17 protein-coding genes are annotated in these 16,128 nt (G+C 61.5%); 11 read left to right on the plus strand and 6 right to left on the minus strand.

The genetic code is table 11. The features are described from left to right. Positions 1-51: 51 nt before the first annotated feature. Both bmt and ACT54B_RS00750 read left to right on the plus strand, forming a co-directional pair. Positions 52-1,071 carry a betaine--homocysteine S-methyltransferase gene (gene bmt / locus ACT54B_RS00745; RefSeq protein ID WP_476042094.1) on the plus strand — a complete coding sequence of 340 codons (1,020 nt, stop codon included), beginning with the start codon at positions 52-54 and terminating at the stop codon, positions 1,069-1,071. Positions 1,072-1,084: 13 nt separating this feature from the next. After that, on the plus strand, positions 1,085-1,957 hold the full coding sequence (locus ACT54B_RS00750) for an NAD-dependent epimerase/dehydratase family protein (RefSeq protein WP_476042096.1): 873 nt from the start codon (positions 1,085-1,087) through the stop codon (positions 1,955-1,957). Between the two features lie 6 nt (positions 1,958-1,963). Here the strand turns inward: ACT54B_RS00750 and ACT54B_RS00755 are convergent, their stop codons facing one another. After that, complete coding sequence (locus tag ACT54B_RS00755; RefSeq protein WP_476042098.1) at positions 1,964-2,986, minus strand: hypothetical protein; 1,023 nt, start codon at positions 2,984-2,986, stop codon at positions 1,964-1,966. A 266-nt stretch (positions 2,987-3,252) separates the two neighbouring features. Here ACT54B_RS00755 and ACT54B_RS00760 point away from each other — a divergent pair, with 266 nt between their 5' ends. After that, entirely contained in the window at positions 3,253-4,974 is a 1,722-nt protein-coding gene (locus tag ACT54B_RS00760; protein WP_476043439.1) for an O-linked N-acetylglucosamine transferase, SPINDLY family protein, read from the plus strand. Positions 4,975-5,027: 53 nt separating this feature from the next. Continuing rightward, positions 5,028-5,375, plus strand: coding sequence for a hypothetical protein (locus tag ACT54B_RS00765; protein ID WP_476043440.1), 348 nt, complete (start codon positions 5,028-5,030; stop codon positions 5,373-5,375). 9 nt (positions 5,376-5,384) lie between these two features. Here the strand turns inward: ACT54B_RS00765 and ACT54B_RS00770 are convergent, their stop codons facing one another. The 4 genes from ACT54B_RS00770 to ACT54B_RS00785 all read right to left on the minus strand — a co-directional run bounded on the left by ACT54B_RS00770 (position 5,385) and on the right by ACT54B_RS00785 (position 10,115). Next, a complete protein-coding gene (locus ACT54B_RS00770; RefSeq protein WP_476042100.1) occupies positions 5,385-6,686 on the minus strand; it encodes a pilus assembly protein TadG-related protein in 1,302 nt (433 codons plus the stop codon). 271 nt (positions 6,687-6,957) lie between these two features. Beyond that, the gene (locus ACT54B_RS00775) at positions 6,958-7,716 is read right to left on the minus strand and encodes a phosphodiester glycosidase family protein (RefSeq protein WP_476042102.1); all 759 of its coding nucleotides are present in this window, start codon (positions 7,714-7,716) and stop codon (positions 6,958-6,960) included. Positions 7,717-7,749: 33 nt separating this feature from the next. After that, a complete protein-coding gene (locus ACT54B_RS00780) occupies positions 7,750-8,376 on the minus strand; it encodes a ferredoxin (protein WP_476042104.1) in 627 nt (208 codons plus the stop codon). A 158-nt stretch (positions 8,377-8,534) separates the two neighbouring features. Further along, positions 8,535-10,115 (minus strand): trimethylamine methyltransferase family protein, encoded by a 1,581-nt coding sequence (locus tag ACT54B_RS00785; protein WP_476042106.1) that lies wholly within the window; start codon positions 10,113-10,115, stop codon positions 8,535-8,537. A 469-nt stretch (positions 10,116-10,584) separates the two neighbouring features. Between ACT54B_RS00785 and ACT54B_RS00790 the strand changes: the two genes are divergently transcribed. After that, the gene (locus tag ACT54B_RS00790) at positions 10,585-11,280 is read left to right on the plus strand and encodes a corrinoid protein (RefSeq protein ID WP_476042107.1); all 696 of its coding nucleotides are present in this window, start codon (positions 10,585-10,587) and stop codon (positions 11,278-11,280) included. Between the two features lie 77 nt (positions 11,281-11,357). Here the strand turns inward: ACT54B_RS00790 and ACT54B_RS00795 are convergent, their stop codons facing one another. After that, entirely contained in the window at positions 11,358-11,501 is a 144-nt protein-coding gene (locus ACT54B_RS00795; RefSeq protein WP_476043442.1) for an entericidin domain-containing protein, read from the minus strand. Positions 11,502-11,537: 36 nt separating this feature from the next. On the opposite strand from ACT54B_RS00795, the gene ACT54B_RS00800 reads away from it, so the two are divergent. The 6 genes from ACT54B_RS00800 to ACT54B_RS00825 all read left to right on the plus strand — a co-directional run bounded on the left by ACT54B_RS00800 (position 11,538) and on the right by ACT54B_RS00825 (position 16,097). After that, entirely contained in the window at positions 11,538-12,188 is a 651-nt protein-coding gene (locus ACT54B_RS00800; RefSeq protein ID WP_476042109.1) for a DUF1638 domain-containing protein, read from the plus strand. 135 nt (positions 12,189-12,323) lie between these two features. Beyond that, positions 12,324-12,977, plus strand: coding sequence for an exopolysaccharide biosynthesis protein (locus ACT54B_RS00805; protein WP_476042111.1), 654 nt, complete (start codon positions 12,324-12,326; stop codon positions 12,975-12,977). 10 nt (positions 12,978-12,987) lie between these two features. Beyond that, complete coding sequence (locus ACT54B_RS00810; protein ID WP_476042112.1) at positions 12,988-13,770, plus strand: formyl transferase; 783 nt, start codon at positions 12,988-12,990, stop codon at positions 13,768-13,770. A gap of 154 nt (positions 13,771-13,924) precedes the next feature. Further along, positions 13,925-14,227, plus strand: coding sequence for a virulence factor (locus tag ACT54B_RS00815; RefSeq protein ID WP_476042114.1), 303 nt, complete (start codon positions 13,925-13,927; stop codon positions 14,225-14,227). A 21-nt stretch (positions 14,228-14,248) separates the two neighbouring features. Then, positions 14,249-15,118 carry a methylenetetrahydrofolate reductase gene (locus tag ACT54B_RS00820; RefSeq protein WP_476042116.1) on the plus strand — a complete coding sequence of 290 codons (870 nt, stop codon included), beginning with the start codon at positions 14,249-14,251 and terminating at the stop codon, positions 15,116-15,118. A 13-nt stretch (positions 15,119-15,131) separates the two neighbouring features. Continuing rightward, positions 15,132-16,097: a methyltetrahydrofolate cobalamin methyltransferase gene (locus tag ACT54B_RS00825; RefSeq protein WP_476042118.1), complete on the plus strand. Its 966-nt coding sequence runs from the start codon at positions 15,132-15,134 to the stop codon at positions 16,095-16,097. The last annotated feature ends 31 nt before the right edge of the window (positions 16,098-16,128 follow it).

The raw sequence follows: 16,128 nt of genomic DNA on the forward strand, positions 1-16,128 counted from the left end.
TTCATATAAAGATATCTTTATATCATTCTATGGCCTGAGCGAGGAACGCCGATGACGACAGCCCCCAATGCACTGACCGACCTTCTGGCACGCAAGGGCGTCCTGCTCGCCGATGGCGCAACGGGCACCAATCTCTTCGCAATGGGTCTGGAAGCCGGGGAAGCACCGGAATTGTGGCTGGAGAGCCATCCGGAGCGCATTCGCAAGCTGCATCAGGATTTCGTCGATGCCGGCGCCGATATCATCCTCACCAATTCCTTCGGCGGCACCCGCCACCGCCTGAAGCTGCACCACGCTTCCGACCGGGTTTTTGCGCTCAACAAGACAGCTGCGGAAATCGCCCGCGATGTGGCAGACAAGGCGGGCCGTCCGGTGATCGTCGCCGGTTCGGTCGGCCCGACGGGCGAGTTGCTGATTCCGCTCGGCGCCCTCAGCTACGAGGACGCAGTCGACGCTTTCGTCGAGCAGATGAACGGCCTGAAGGCCGGTGGCGTCGATGTTGCCTGGATCGAAACCATGTCGTCCGCCGATGAAATCCGCGCCGCTGCGGAGGCAGCCACGAAGGTGGGTCTGCCCTACGTCTATACCGGCTCCTTCGATACCGCCGGCAAGACCATGATGGGTCTGCATCCGCGCGACATCCTGAAGCCTGCCGGCGATGTGGGCGAAGGCCCCGTGGCGGTGGGCGCCAATTGCGGCGTCGGCGCCTCCGATATCCTCTCGACACTGCTCGACATGACGACAGCCAATCCGGACGCCATCATCGTCATCAAGGGCAATTGCGGTATTCCGGAATTCCGGGGCTCGGAAATCCACTATTCCGGAACGCCGGAACTGATGGCGGAATATGCCCGTCTGGCTCGCGACGGCGGTGCAAAGATCATCGGCGGCTGTTGCGGCACGAGCTGTGAACATCTGAAGGCCATGCGGGAAGCGCTCGACACCTATACGCCTGGCCCGCGTCCCACGCTGGAAGCCATCGTGGAAAAGATTGGCCCCTTCCGCAACAAGACGGCCGGCGAAGAAGTGGCTGGCGGAGGCCGGGAACGGGGCCGTCGTCGCGGCGGCTGACCGGCGTGATCCCATGCGGGTAATGGTCACCGGCAGTTCGGGTCGCCTCGGCAGCGCCATTGTCGGTCGGCTGCGGGTCCGGCACGATCTTGTGGGCGTGGACCGCGTCCCCGCTCCAACCACCAGCCATGTCGGCGATATCACCGACATGGCATTTCTGTCCGCCCTGCTCGGCGGCGGGTTCGACGCCGTCATTCACTGCGCGGCGCTCCATGCGCCCCATGTGGGACGGGTGCCGGACAGGCTGTTCGAACAGGTGAATATCCACGGCACGCTTTGTCTTGCTGAGGCCGCGATCCGTGCAGGGGCCGGCCATTTCATCTTCACCAGCACCACCGCCCTTTATGGCGCCGGCAGGGCGGAGAAGACCTGCCTCTGGATCGATGAAGACACCCCGCCTTCACCAAAGACCATATATCACCGCACGAAATGGGCGGCCGAGAGACATCTGACGACACTGGCCGGGGCGCAATTTCGGGTCACGATCCTGCGGGTTGGCCGCTGCTTCCCGGAACCGGTCAACCGGATGGTCCTGTTTCGCCTGCATCGCGGCATCGCCGCGGAGGATGTGGCGTCCGCCCATGAGCAGGCATTGGAGCGGCCCCCTGCAGCCTGCCGCCGCCTTGTCCTGTCCGGCCTGACGCCCTTTCTCCGGGAAGACTGCGAACGCCTCGGCCACGACGCGCCAGCCGTCATCCGTCTGCGGGCTCCGCAAGTCGCGGAAGCCTTCGCCCGTCTGGCCTGGCCCCTTCCCCTTTCGATCGACCGGATCTATTCGCCCGGCCGCGCCATGGAAGAACTGCAATGGCAACCGGCCGAAGGCGCGCTTGATCTGCTGGGTCACTGGCAGGAGGGGAAAGGCTCAGCGCTTCCGCCGGAATTCTGACCCCGATCAGCTAAAGGTTTGCGCCGTCTGATAATAGCGCACATAGGCATCCTTGAGCCCGGGCTTCAGTTCGTCGGCCATGATGAGTGCGAGCTGGAAGCGTCCAAAGGCATTGCTTTCCTGCATGGCCAGTTCGGTCAGGTAGCGGATTTTCTCGGAATACTGGCCAGGGTCACGAATGACCTGGTTGAGGAAACCGTTCAGCACGTCGCCCGCCGTGATGCTGACGGCATCGAGCGCCTGCTCCTGGGTCAGCGGCGTGCCCGGCCGGGACACGAAGATGAAGAGATCCAGCGCCATCAGAAGCGGCTGATACGTCTCCGTATGCGCGGGCAGGCCGACGGACGCGAAGATTTCGCGGTTCTTGGCGGCGATCCGCTCCGGGGATGACCATTGGTCGGCATTGTAGCGATAGATGATGCCGCCATCATAGGCCATCCGGCCATAGGCAAACAGCGCGAGCGCCATGGCCCAATCGATGAAGTTTCCCTTGATCGGGTGCTGCTCCGCAAAAAGGCGGATGAGATTGCGATAGGGATCGCGCCGGTAGATGCTGTAAAAACCGCTGTTATCGCCGCCCGCCTTCTGGCTGTATTCCCGAATACGCTCCGATGGCGTCAGACCATCGATGGAAAAAGCCTTGACGCGAACGACGCCTGCGCCGGTCACGGTCACCTCGGTTTTCGGTCTCACCCCCATGAAATCCGCTGGCAGCGCAGCCAGATCGACCGCCGGGACGGCCGGATCGAGCGCTATGGCGTCATCATCCCCGAGCTGCAGAATAAAGGGCGTCGTCGCCGCATGGATCGTGGCGAGAAAATTCTCGAATGCCGTCGTGCCCATCGCCGTCGAATAACGAATGCGCGGAGACTGCCGCCGCCAATAGGCCTCCTTCTCTGGATCGCCGGAATTATCCGAAATGACAAGCTCGGCATCGCGCGCCTCCGCAAAGGCAATGGCGCCCTCTATGGCTGCCCGCGACGCCTCGAAACGGCGGTTGCTGGGCATGCAGAGACTAAGAAGGGCCATGCGGAACTCCTGACATATGAGAAATTGGGCTGCAGCCCAACCGGGAACGGATCGACACAATTTGACGGGAACGGCCATCATACCCGGAGTGACGCACCGACTCGGCCGGCAGCCATTAACGGACACTAATCAAGTCATTCCTGTCAATTGCCGCCTAATAAAGCGCGCAAGTCTGGAGCCAGCCTTGAGGCGTAACGCTCGACCCTGTCCGGCTGCTCCGTGCAGCCCCCGGTCGAGTGATTGCCCAAAGGAAAGGTCGTTTGTCGATGTCAGCCCTTCTCAAGGAAGCGATGGAATTTTACCGGGCGGGCAATCACGTCATGGTCATGCGCAAGCTCGGGCCTTTGATCGAGAACAAGAAGACGGTGGAACCCGCTCTTGCCTTGATGATGGCGCAGTCCTGTACGCGCCTTCGGCAATATGCGCAGGCCGCCTCATGGTATGATCGCGCCTGCGTCCCCGGCCTGCCCAATCTCCGGCAGGTGCAGTTGCTGGCCGCCAAACTATATGCCCGCATTGGCAATTGGCAGCGCGCCTATGAAATCAGCGCATCCCTGGTGCGAGAAAACGCGAAAGATTTCGAAGCGCTCAATACCTATCGGAACAGCGTGCGGATGCTGCTGAAATTCGATGAAGCCGCGGCCAGCGACCGGGTGGTGACGGCCATGATGGAAGCGGGAGAACCGGGCATCTTCGACATGGAAAACCCGCTCGACCATTTGTTCTGGTCGGATGAGGACCGTTTTGCCGCCCGCCTGACGCGAATCGATGGCGGCGCCAGCTACAATCCGTTCAATCGCCTCACACGCCGCACCCGGCCGCATGAATATGGGAACCGCATCCGCATCGGCTACCTCTCGAATGATCTCAGCGACCGTCACGCCACGATGGTGCTGGTGCAGAGCGTGCTGGCGGGTCACGACCCCAGCGCGTTCGAGGTCCATGTCTTTTGCTATACCGATGAAGGCCTGAAAGCCATCGATACGGGAGGGCGCAATCGCATTCCCAACCTGCACGACATCGGGGATCTGACCGATGCCGATGCGGTGGAATTCATTCGGGGCCGCACTATCGACATTCTTGTGGACCTCAAGGGCCATACCCGGGATGCACGACCGGGCATCCTGAATGGCGGGGCTGCACCGGTGCAGGTGGCCTGGCTCGGCTTTCCGGGAATCAATACCGGCATCGACTGCGATTACATGATCGGCGACCGGATCGTCACCCCCAGCGAGAGCCAGCCCTTCTGGGAAACCCCATTCTGCCGTTTGCCGGAGAGCTACCAGCCGAATGACGGCTTGCACCGTGCCCTGCCCCCGCCGACGGATCGTGCCGCGCTGGGCCTGCCTGAAGACCGGGTGATCCTGGCCTCCTTCAACAACCAGCGAAAAATCTCTCCGCGCACCGTCGCGCTATGGATGGAGATCCTGAGGGGAGCGCCCGACAGCATTCTCTGGATGGCAGCAGAAGGGGAAGACGCGCGCCAGAACATGCGCTCCGCCATGGCAGACCGGGGCATCGATCCGTCGCGGGTGGTGTTTGCGGATATCATTCCCTATGCCGCCCATATTGCCCGCCTCCAGTCTGCGGATCTCGGCCTGGACACCTTTCCCTGTAACGGACATACGACGACCTCCGACAAGCTCTGGGCCGGCCTGCCGCTGGTCACGCTGAAGGGCCGAAATTTTGCCGGCCGTGTCTCGGAAAGTCTCCTGCGGGCGGTGAACCTGCCGGAACTGGTCACCGGGGATGACACCGCCTATGTGGCGCTGAATGTCCGCCTGGCGACCGACGCGGCTTTCCGACGGGAGATGCGCACCCGGCTGGCCGCCGCGCGCAACAGCGCACCGCTCTTCGATACGGAGCGGTTCGCCCGCCACCTCGAGGATGCCTACCGAACGATGATCGACCGGGCCCGCGCCGGTAACCCCCCTGAACCTTTCGACGTTCCGGCGCGCCCGCAGCGCACGGCCCCTTTTCGTCCATGATCCAGGAGATTAGAATGCAATCCGTAACCGGTTCTTCTGCCGCCGAGACCGCCATGCCCAATGCTGCCCCCTTTCCCGATCGTGACACGATTGCAGAAAAACTCGGCCTTCTGGGCGAGCAGGAGCAATCCTACCTGCGTCTTGTCATGGAAAATGCCAAGCAGGACGAAAACCTGACGGCGGGCATCGAATTCTATCTCGAAGCCGCCACCAGATCCCGCTTCCTGCACACGATCAAGCTGGAAAAGGCAGGCGAATGGCTGGGGCTCCATGCGCCGGCCCGTCTCCAGATTCGCCTGCATGAAATTGCCAAGTCCAGCCACCATCCTGCTTTCTCGGCCTTCCGGACCGGGCTTTCACGGTCGGGGGGCCTGCAGCGCGCCTATCCGGAAGCGCGCTAGGCCTTGCCGTTACATCGTCAGGCGGGGCATGTTGGTGGCCCGCTTGAAAAGCTCGTTCAGGCTGGCGGAAATATCGGAATTCATATCCACATGCTCGTAGAGATTGGGTGAGGCGCAGGCCTGCAATGCCGGCCCGATCCGCTGGTCGAACGGCCGGACCCAGTTGACGTAATTGTCGTTCGTGGTGATCGGCAGGTAGGTGGTGTGCAGAACGGCCACCACGACCCCGCGGTTTTTCAAACGCTGGCACTCATTGACATCGACCGGCTGAACGCAGCGCCCATACTGGAAAACCCCGGTGCATTGCGACGCGGTGGATTGCATGTCAACGACCCCATCCGTCACCAGCAACATCACCTGGCGCGGATTGTTGACACCGGTACCGGTCCCCGACGGCGGAATCTGCTGGTTCAGCAGCTGGATCGCCTTGTTGATGTAACCGACGGCATAGGCGTTGTAATTGTGCTTTGGCATGATCATCAGCTGAACGGATCCGGCGGACCTGCGGAAGGCATCCATGTCCTGGGTCATGGGCTGCAGCAAACTGAGCGGATTGGCCACGGAATCGTCGGCCCGGGCCCCCAGGCTGTAGAGACTGAGCTTGTAGAGACCTTTCTGCGTGATGTTGTTGGTGATCATGTCCGCAAGCTTGGTCATCGCAGCGCTCACCACGTCGATGCGGAGCTTGACGCCCAGGGTCTTGACCCGCGGCAGGTTGTTCATCGTGTTGGAAAGATCATGGCAGGCAAAGGCGCAGCCGATCTTGGCCTGCATCTTGTCCACATCGGACTGCGAGGCACCGATCCCCATGGAGGGCGAATTATCCACCAGCACATTGACGTTGTAATACTCGCCGACATTGAATTCGGCCTTGGCCTCCCCGCTGATCTGCAGTGTATTCACGCCGATCATCTGCATGAAGTTGGTCGGGAACTGCATGCGATAGCTGACCAGAGACGAAATGGTCAGTCCGTTCCTCTGCACATCGGCGGACGCGGCAACATTCAGATCGGGCGCAACGACCTCCTTGTTGCCTTCGAAAAAGGCCTGCGCTTCCCGGTCCCAGTTCGACTTGTCCCTCCCGTTCGTGCTGTTGATATAGGCTTTGGACTGGGTGTTGATGGCCGCAAGCGCCGCTGCATCCGCCACCTGGTCCATCTTTGTCTTTGCCTCGTAGGCGTTCCACAGATCCACGGACATGCCGACCAGAATAGTGGCCGGAAACATCAGCAGCGCTGTCGTGGCCGCGAAATTGCCGGCCTTGTTGTTCAGAAATCGTGTCGATACGGTGTACAGGGTCTTAAAATACATGGCTCTTCCCATTAATTCCGGGGTGGGCGTGCCATGATGGTATATATAGGTAATTCTTATTGATAATTAATTCACATACGCAAATTGTTTCATTTCTTATATTAGTACGCGATACACATATTCTCCCGATTTGAAACGGAAAACGTCCCTGAAATACTATCTATGGGAGTATGAAGCGGGGCATTCCTTGCAAAAATAGCAATTTAAGCTTCGAGTCCGTTCATCGGCCCGGCGCTGCGCGAAAGACATCGTCGAAAAGCCTTAACCCTGTTCAGGGCAGTGCAAAGGGAAGCGCCACCGACACGGTCACGATCGGCCCCATGGGGAAAAACCGGTCGAAACGGCCGAGATCGGGAGCGTAGACACTGGAGATCGTCCCGTCGAGATAAAGCGCATCGGGACAGTCCAGCCGATCCCGGAAGAGCACGGCCATGTCATAAAATCGGGTCGAACTTTCGCTGATCACGAACCAGACATGCCCCTGCCGGTCGACGCCGACGCCATTGCGAATTTTCAGGCTGTCGCTGTCCGGCAGGAACTTGGGATGGACCTTGCCGCGGATCACCAGCATGGGGCCGGACTGGGTGGCGAAATCCATCTGCTCCTGCCGTCGCACGAAGACATCGGTGGCTTCGACGCCGGCTTTCCCGTTTTTCAGAAAGAAGACCCCGTTTGGCTTCAGGTGAAAATTGCCCCACCCGTCCCGCGTATTGGCCTCTTTCAGAACCTTCCCCTGCTCCACATACAGCCCGACGGGCGAGAGGTCGTCCTCGTACATACCGCCATTCATGGCAAAGACTGGAAGCCGGCCCTTTGCCATCATGGTGCGGAACAGGGGATCGAAAAAGCCGTAAGGCTTGCCGTCGCTGTTGCGATTATGCAGGTCGATCTGCGCCCGGGCCGGATCGAAACCGCAGGTGACATAGCTGGTGCCCGCCTGTTCCAAGCGCCGGCAGCCCGGCTGGAAAGCATCGGCGAAGGAGGACGATCCGGTCAAACACAGCAGGAAGACGACGAGAAGCAAACGCATGGGGTGGTGTCCGTTGACGACAGGCAGACCCTGTCACCGCTTTAAGGCAGCCATATGAAATTGCAGCTGGTCTTCGCAATAGCGATATCCGGCCCCGACCGGGCAGGCGTTTCGGGCAAGACATCCCCTCAGCAGGCAGTCCTCTCCCGCAGACCGCGCCAGGTGGCCCCGGCAGGCCGAATAGCGAAATCCATCCGCACCGATCGCTTCGGCGGGACAGGTGTGCAGACAGGGCTTCTCCGCGCAGGTTTCACAAGGATGCGCGCCTTCCGGCTGCGAGGCGGCGAAATCGTCTGGGGCCTCGGTGAAGGCCAGCGCGCCCCGGTAACCGTGCCAGAGGCCGTAGATCGGATGGATAAGGATGCCGAGCGGCGATGCTCGGAGGCCCTCGGCGCGCATCGCCCATTGCTGGAACGGCTGCCACGGTGGATCGGAGGGAAAGTAGGCCGTCGCCCCGGAGGCGGCCGCGATCGGCGCAATAACCGCCTTCGACCAGTCATCGAGCGGATGTTCGGAGGTGCAGGCAAGATCCGTGCGGCGCCAGGCTGAAAAAGGCTCCCACAAAGAACTGCCGGCATGGCCGACAAGAATCAGGGCGCGGGCGGGGCCTGCGGGCAACTGGGGGCCATCCCCGGAAAAGGAAAGCGCACCGCGCAGCATGAGCCCGTGCGGCTGTAACGCCGCACGGATTGTCCGGATTGTCCCGGAGCCGCTCACCGCGGCCCCTTATATTCATAGTGCGGACGCCAGACTTCTTTCTGGATGAGATCGGCGACCCGCTTGGATCCGCCTTGCTCCCTGGCGGGATCGGGCTCTCTTCAGGAGAAGGCGTCCGGCATGGAGTTCTTGCGCTTGGCAATGAATTCCAGCAGGGCCTCGTCGATGGCGGGATCGAGATGCGGCGCCTCGTAGCTCTCCAGCCAGCTGCGGCAAAGGGCGTTGGCACGCTCTTCGATGCGCTTGGCCCCTTCCACTTCCCACTGCTCGAACGAGTTGTTGTCGGCGAGCGGCGAACGGTAGAAGGCGGACTGGAAGTTCGCCTGGGTATGGGCGCAACCGAGATAATGGCTGCCCGGGCCCACTTCGCGGATCGCGTCCATGGCCTGTGCCTCGACCGAGAGGTCGACGCCCTGGGCCATCTTCTGCATCATGCCGAGCTGGTCCTGATCGATCATGAACTTCTCGTAGGACGAGACCAGACCGCCTTCCAGCCAGCCGGCGGAATGCAGCGCGAAGTTCGTGCCGGCGAGCAGCGTCATGTTGAGGGTCGCAGCCGATTCGTGCGCGGCCTGTGCGTCCGGAACCTTGGAGCCGCAGAGCGAACCGCCCGTACGGAACGGCAGGCCGAGACGGCGGGCGAGCTGAGCGGCGCCGTAGGAAACGAGCGACGGCTCCGGCGTACCGAAGGTCGGTGCACCCGACTGCATCGAGATCGAGGCGGCGAAGGTGCCGAACAGCACCGGGGCACCCTTGCGGATCAGCTGCGTGAAGGCGGCACCGGCCAGCACTTCGGCCAGAATCTGCGTCAGCGTGCCGACCACCGTCACCGGGCTCATGGCGCCCGAGAGGATGAAGGGCGAGAGAACGCAGGCCTGGTTGTGACGGGCATAGACCTTGGCCGCGCCGAGCATGGTCTCGTCGAAGACCATCGGCGAGTTGGCGTTGATGAGGTTGACCGTAACGGTGTTGTTCTCGACGAAATCGTCACCGAACAGGATCTTGCACATGGCGATCGTGTCTTCGGCGCGTTCCGGCGCGGTGACCGAGCCCATGAACGGCTTGTCGCTGTACTTGATGTGCGAATAAACCATGTCCAGGTGACGCTTGTTGACCGGAACGTCGACCGGCTCGCAAACCGTACCGCCCGAATGGTGCAGCGAAGGCGCCATGTAGGTGAGCTTCACGAAGTTGCGGAAGTCTTCGATGGTCGCATAACGGCGATTGCCTTCGAGGTCGCGCACGAAGGGAGGGCCATAGACCGGAGCGAAGACGGTTGCGTTGCCGCCGATCTGCACGTTGCGCATCGGGTTGCGCGCGTGCTGGGTGAAAACGGACGGCGCCGTCTTCAAAAGCTCGCGGCAGAGGCCCTTCGGGAAGTGTACGCGCTCGCCACGAACATCCGCACCGGCTTCCTTCCAGAGCGCCAGCGCTTCCGCATCGTCGCGGAACTCGATGCCGACTTCCTCGAGAACGGTATCGGCATTGCGCTCGATGAGCGTCAGGCCTTCCTCGTCCAGCACTTCATAGACGGGGATCTTGCGCTGGATGTAGGGCATGGACGGGCCCGGCCCACCGCCCGTGCGCGATGCACGGCGTGCGGCGGCACCGCGGCCTTCGTTGCGGCCACGGCGGGGGGCGGCCTCGGCGGCGGCTCCCGTATTCTCAATCGTATCGCTCATACTGATTCCTCAAAGCTTGCGCGGATGCGCGACATCGCAAGGCGCGGAAAGCACCCTCTTGATGACGCACATGCTATCGGAATTCGCATTTGGAACATTCCTTAATGCGCCACCGATTTCTCTACTCCAGACATCGGACGCTGTGAACGACATTTGCGGCAGGGTGACGAAAAGAATGAGCCCTGTCGATGCGGGTCGCTTTTGCCGTCGGCAACGTCGCTAACGAAAAGGGTTTTGCGCCATGTCGGTTCTAGTGTTGATGTCAAAGGAATACGAGGACGGAATCGCATCCGCATCGCTTTGGCCTGCAAGCCTCGCACCGGCTCGTGCAGGAATGCTTGAGCTTCACCTAGGGGGTTCAGGTCATTCGCCGCAAGCCGGAACGGAAACGGTTTCCCCTTAACTCTTCTTTGCTGTATCAGGTCTATCTGGTATGGCTATCGCATCGCTCTTAACTGGGAAGCAAAACATGTCCGACGACGAAATCATTCTCGCAGACCTCTCTGACGACGAACTCGTGCAGCAGATGCACGATGACCTTTACGACGGTCTGAAGGAAGAAATCGAAGAAGCCACCAACATTCTTCTGGAACGCGGCTGGGCTCCTTACGACATCCTGACCCAGGCTCTCGTCGAAGGCATGCGCATCGTCGGCATCGACTTCCGCGATGGCATTCTCTTCGTTCCGGAAGTTCTGCTGTCCGCCAATGCGATGAAGGCCGGCATGTCGATCCTGCGTCCGCTGCTCGCCGCCACCGGCGCGCCGAAGCTCGGCAAGATGGTTATCGGCACCGTGAAGGGCGACATTCACGACATCGGCAAGAACCTCGTCGGCATGATGATGGAAGGCGCCGGTTTCGACGTGATCGACCTCGGCATCAACAACCCGGTCGAGAACTATCTCGATGCGCTGGAGCGTGAGAAGCCGGATATCCTCGGCATGTCCGCCCTGCTGACCACCACCATGCCCTACATGAAGGTCGTCATCGACACCATGAAGGAAAAGGGCCTGCGCGACGATTACGTCGTTCTGGTCGGCGGCGCGCCGCTCAATGAAGAATTCGGCAAGGCCATCGGCGCCGACGCCTACTGCCGCGACGCCGCTGTTGCCGTGGAAACCGCCAAGGACTTCATCAAGCGCAAGCACAACCAGATGAGCGCCTGAGCCTTGCGGCCCCAGAAGCATTGAAAAAGCGGCCGTGCGGAAACGTACGGCCGCTTTTTCATGGGAGGATGGGCCGCTTATTCAGCGGCGTTGGCCACACTGTTGCCGGCGGACTGGGTGGCATTCACGGTGTTGGCCGCATCCTTGCCCGCACCGCGGATCGTATTGGCGCAGGAAGAAAGCAAGACCAGCGCCACGAGCACCGAACCGAATTTTACCATATTGCTGTTGATCATCACTTCAAGGTCCTTCGCGTCATGGAAACAAAGCTCATGAAGCCGGAAAAGTCCGCTTCCCCTGACGAACGCATGACAGGTGAAAAGGTTCACGTGATTGCCTGTGGCGCGATCGCGCGGGAGATTCTGGCCATCGCCAAGCTCAACCGGCTCGACCATCTGGAGCTCGCCTGCCTGCCCGCCATATGGCATGCCCATCCGGAGAAGATCGCGCCCGGCGTCCGCGAGGCCATTGCCGAAGCGCGGCAGGGCGGCGCGTCCCGCATATTCATCGCCTATGCCGATTGCGGCACGGGTGGCGCGCTCGACCGGGTCATTGCGGAGGAAGGCGTGGAACGGCTTTCCGGTCCGCACTGCTATTCCTTCTTTGCCGGCAACGACGCCTTCGCGGAAACGTGGGAAAGCGACATTACGGCCTTTTTCCTGACCGACTTTCTCGCCCGCCAGTTCGAAGCCTTCGTCATCGAGCCCCTCGGTCTGGACCGACATCCCGAGCTGAAAGAGATGTATTTCTCCAACTATACCAAGCTGATCTATCTCTCGCAGCTCGAAGACCCCGCCCTGCAGGAGAAGGCAAAGGTCGCAGCCGCCTATCTCGGCGTCGAATACGAGTATCGCTTTACCGGCTACGGAGATCTCGCGACCGAGCTTCTCGCCGCCGCTCGGGGCTAACGCTCGCCACCCCGGCATTTTAACGCTTCCTTGACCAGACCTTTCGAAAAGAGCCGCGCCGAATGACGCCTGTTAAGCCGACAGGAAGGGAATGGCGTCCAGAATGGTTCATGAACGGAACTTGAGGCGGATGTCATGTCTGAATGCGATGCGCCACTTGCGATTGATCCTGGATCAACCTTCCTGCCAGGCTGCCCGGAACGGGAAAGCCTGGCCGATATACTGGACCACCTCAGCCATTCGCAGAGCAGCCACCTCACCCTCCGCGAGGTGACCGAAGCCTTCGGCGAAAAATCAGCCGGCGCGTCGCTGGCCGTCTTTGCCATTCCCAATCTCATGCCCCTGCCCCCGGGTTCCACGCTGATTTTCGGCCTCCCCCTTCTGTTTGTCTCCTGGCAGATGGCCATGCGCTCGGGCCAGGCCCTCACCTTTCCGGAGCGGCTCGCCAACTGCCGGATCGAACGCGCGACCTTCGCAGCCTTCGCAGCGCGGGCAATCCCCTACCTGCGCATGATGGAGCGCTGGCTGAAACCCCGCCTCGCCTTCACCGGCAGGCGCCTGGCAGAGCGGCTGCTCGGGCTCTTTGCCCTCCTTCTTGCGACGGTCGTTTTCCTGCCGATCCCGCTCGGAAACTGGCTGCCCGCCTTCGCATTGGCGATCATTGGCCTGACGCTTTCCGCTCGCGACGGGCTTGGACTGATCGCCGGCGTCTGTATCGGTGTATTCTCGATTTTCTTCGTGGCAGGCACGGTTCTCGCGACTGGGGCTGCCATCGCCTATATTCTGTGAGCTGTTTTCAATGAACGATCCCGTTTCCGACGTACCCGTCATCCTGTTCATGACCGCAGGCGGGTTTAACCCGTGGATGATCGCCAATCGTCTGGCCTCCCGCTTTCCGGGAACCCACATCCTGCTGGAACAGCCGGAATCAAAAAGAACACTGTTCCAGCGCCGATTGCAGCGGTTTGGCTGGGCTTCGGCCCTGGGCCAGCTTGCGACGATGATCGTCTCCCGGTTTGGAAAACGCTTCACCCAGCGCCGCGCCGAGGACATCGCTCGCGACCATGGTCTTTCCGGCATTCTCGACGAGCGCATTCCGCTTCACCGCGTCGCGGATCTGAACGACGAGCAAGCCGCGGCGCTCATTGCCCGCCTCAAGCCTGCGGTGGTGGTGACGGTCAGTTGCCGCATTCTCCGGAAAGCGACATTGGCGTCGATTCCCTGCCCCGTCATCAATCTCCACAGCGGCATCAATCCCGCCTATCGCGGCCAGATGGGCGGCTACTGGGCGCTCGTGTCGGACGACCGGCAGAACTTCGGCGCAACCGTCCACCTGGTGGACTCCGGAGTGGATACCGGACCGATCCTCTATCAGACAAGAACAAGCCCGACCCGTTCCGACAGCATGTGGACCTATCCCACTCTACTCACTGCCATATCAGCGGATGCGGTCGAAAATGCCGTACGGGATGTACTGGGCGGCAGCCTGCGACCGCTGCAGCCCGAAGGCCCTTCCAAACACTGGTTCAACGTGACCGTCTGGACCTGGCTTTTCAACGGATTGACAAAAGGCATCTGGTGAGGCCTTTGCCAGCCGGCTGAGGGCAAACGTCGCAATAAGGGCATTGCGACAATTATTTCAGCAAGCGTCGTTTTTCATGTGGGCCGCGTCGTCGGAAGCGAAGTCCGGCGTCCGGGACCCGTGCATTGTGTGCCCCGAGAGCAGGAGAAATGGAATGGCGGACCGCATCATCGTCTACTGGCGCGACATCCCCGCGCAAGTCATCGTCAAGAAGGGCCGGACCACGGCCAAGCGCGAACTTTCCCTGCGCTTTACGGAGGCGATCGACATGTGCGCCATGCGCACCGGCGCCGCCGAAACCGACGACTATCTCGCCGAGTGGCGCAAGGCCGATCCCGTGTCCGTTTCCGACGATCTGGAAGCGGAAGCGGACAAGGCCGCTGCGGAGCTCGAAGCCGCCTATGACAAGGAGCGACTGGTTGCCCTCGTCAAGGCTGGCGGCCGCGAACAGCCATAACCCCAAGGACACACGAAACCCATGGCAAAGATTCCCGCATCCATCGAAGTCGCCCCGAAGCAGGCGATCGAATCCGCTGACCTGCCCGGCCTGTTCCCGGCCGGCAGCCGCGTCTACATCACCGATATCGGCACCGACCCGACCGACGTTCTGGTCCAGGCTGCGGTGCGGGTTGCCAAGCTCGGTTACAAGCCGGTGCCGCATTTCGCTTCCCGTCGCCTGACCAGCAAGGCAGCGCTTGAGGATCGCGTGAAGCGCACCGTTGGCGAAGCCGGCGTCACCGACGTGCTGATCATCGGCGGCGGCCTGGAAAAGCCGGCCGGCGATTTCGGCTCCACGATGGAAGTTCTGGAAACCGGTTTCTTCGAAGGCAATGGCATCACCCATATCGGCGTGGCCGGCCATCCGGAAGGCAGCCCCGATTTCACCGAAGCAACCGCGGTCGAAGCCCTGAAGCAGAAGCAGGCCTGGGCGGCCAAGACCGGCGTGAACGTACGCATCGTCACCCAGTTCGGCTTCGACTCCAAGAAGTTCATCACCTGGGCCGAAGGCCTGAAGGCGCATGGCATCGATCTGCCGGTTCACCTCGGCGTATCCGGCCCGGCCAAGATCACGACGCTGATCAAGTTTGCGGCCATGTGCGGCGTCGGCAACTCGATTTCCTTCCTGAAGAAGAACGCCCTGTCCGTCACGGCCATGGCGCTCGGCCATAACCCGGAAGACATTGTCGGACCGATCGAAAAGCACTTCCAGGCCAACCCGGCCGGCCCCATCCAGCAAATTCACATCTTCCCCTTCGGCGGCCTGAAAAAATCGTCCGAATGGCTTGTGGATCGCGGCTCTTGGAGTAAGAACTCTGAGCAGCATTCCGCAATGGCAGCCTCTCACTAAGGATCAGACTGAAATGACGCGCACTATCGTTGCTTCCGCCACTCGCGAAATCGTCATCGGCTTCGACCAGCCGTTCTGCGTTATCGGCGAGCGCATCAACCCGACCGGTCGCAAGAAGCTGGCTGCCGAAATGATCGAAGGCAACTTCGAAACGGTCAAGAAGGACGCGCTGGAACAGGTTGCCGCCGGCGCCACCATGCTCGACGTCAATGCAGGCGTGACCTCGGTCAATCCGAACGAAACCGAGCCGGCGCTGCTGGTCAAGACCCTTGAGATCGTCCAGGGTCTGGTCGACGTGCCGCTCGCCATCGACAGCTCGGTGACGGCTGCCATCGAAGCGGCCCTCAAGGTTGCCAAGGGCCGTCCGCTGGTCAACTCGGTTACCGGCGAAGAAGAGAAGCTGGAAGCCATCCTGCCGCTCTGCGCCAAGTACAACGTGCCGGTCGTGGCCATCTCCAACGACGAAACCGGCATCTCCATGGATCCGGACGTCCGCTTCGCGGTCGCCAAGAAGATCGTCGAGCGCGCGGCCGATTACGGCATCAAGTCGCATGACATCGTCGTCGACCCGCTCGTCATGCCGATCGGCGCTCTTGGCGATGCCGGCCGCCAGGTGTTCGCCCTGCTGCGCCGCCTGCGCGAAGAGCTGAAGGTGAACACCACCTGCGGTCTGTCGAACATCTCCTTCGGTCTCCCGCACCGCCACGGCATCAATGCCGGCTTCATCCCGATGGTCATCGGCGCCGGCATGACCTCGGCGATCATGAACCCCTGCCGTCCGCAGGAAATGGAAGCCGTCCGCGCTGCCAACGTTCTGAACGGCACCGACCCGAACTGCTCCAACTGGATCATGACCTATCGCGATCACGCTCCGGCTGCTGCCGGTGCAGCTCCCGCTGCATCCGCAGCCCCGGCTGCCGCCGGTGGCCGCCGCGGTGGCCGCGCCGCCCGCGCCGGCGCCGGTGCGAAGGCGGAGTAATCCACAAGAACGCGCCGTGCCGTACCGCCCC

Source organism: Gellertiella sp. DMC107, from assembly GCF_056313605.1.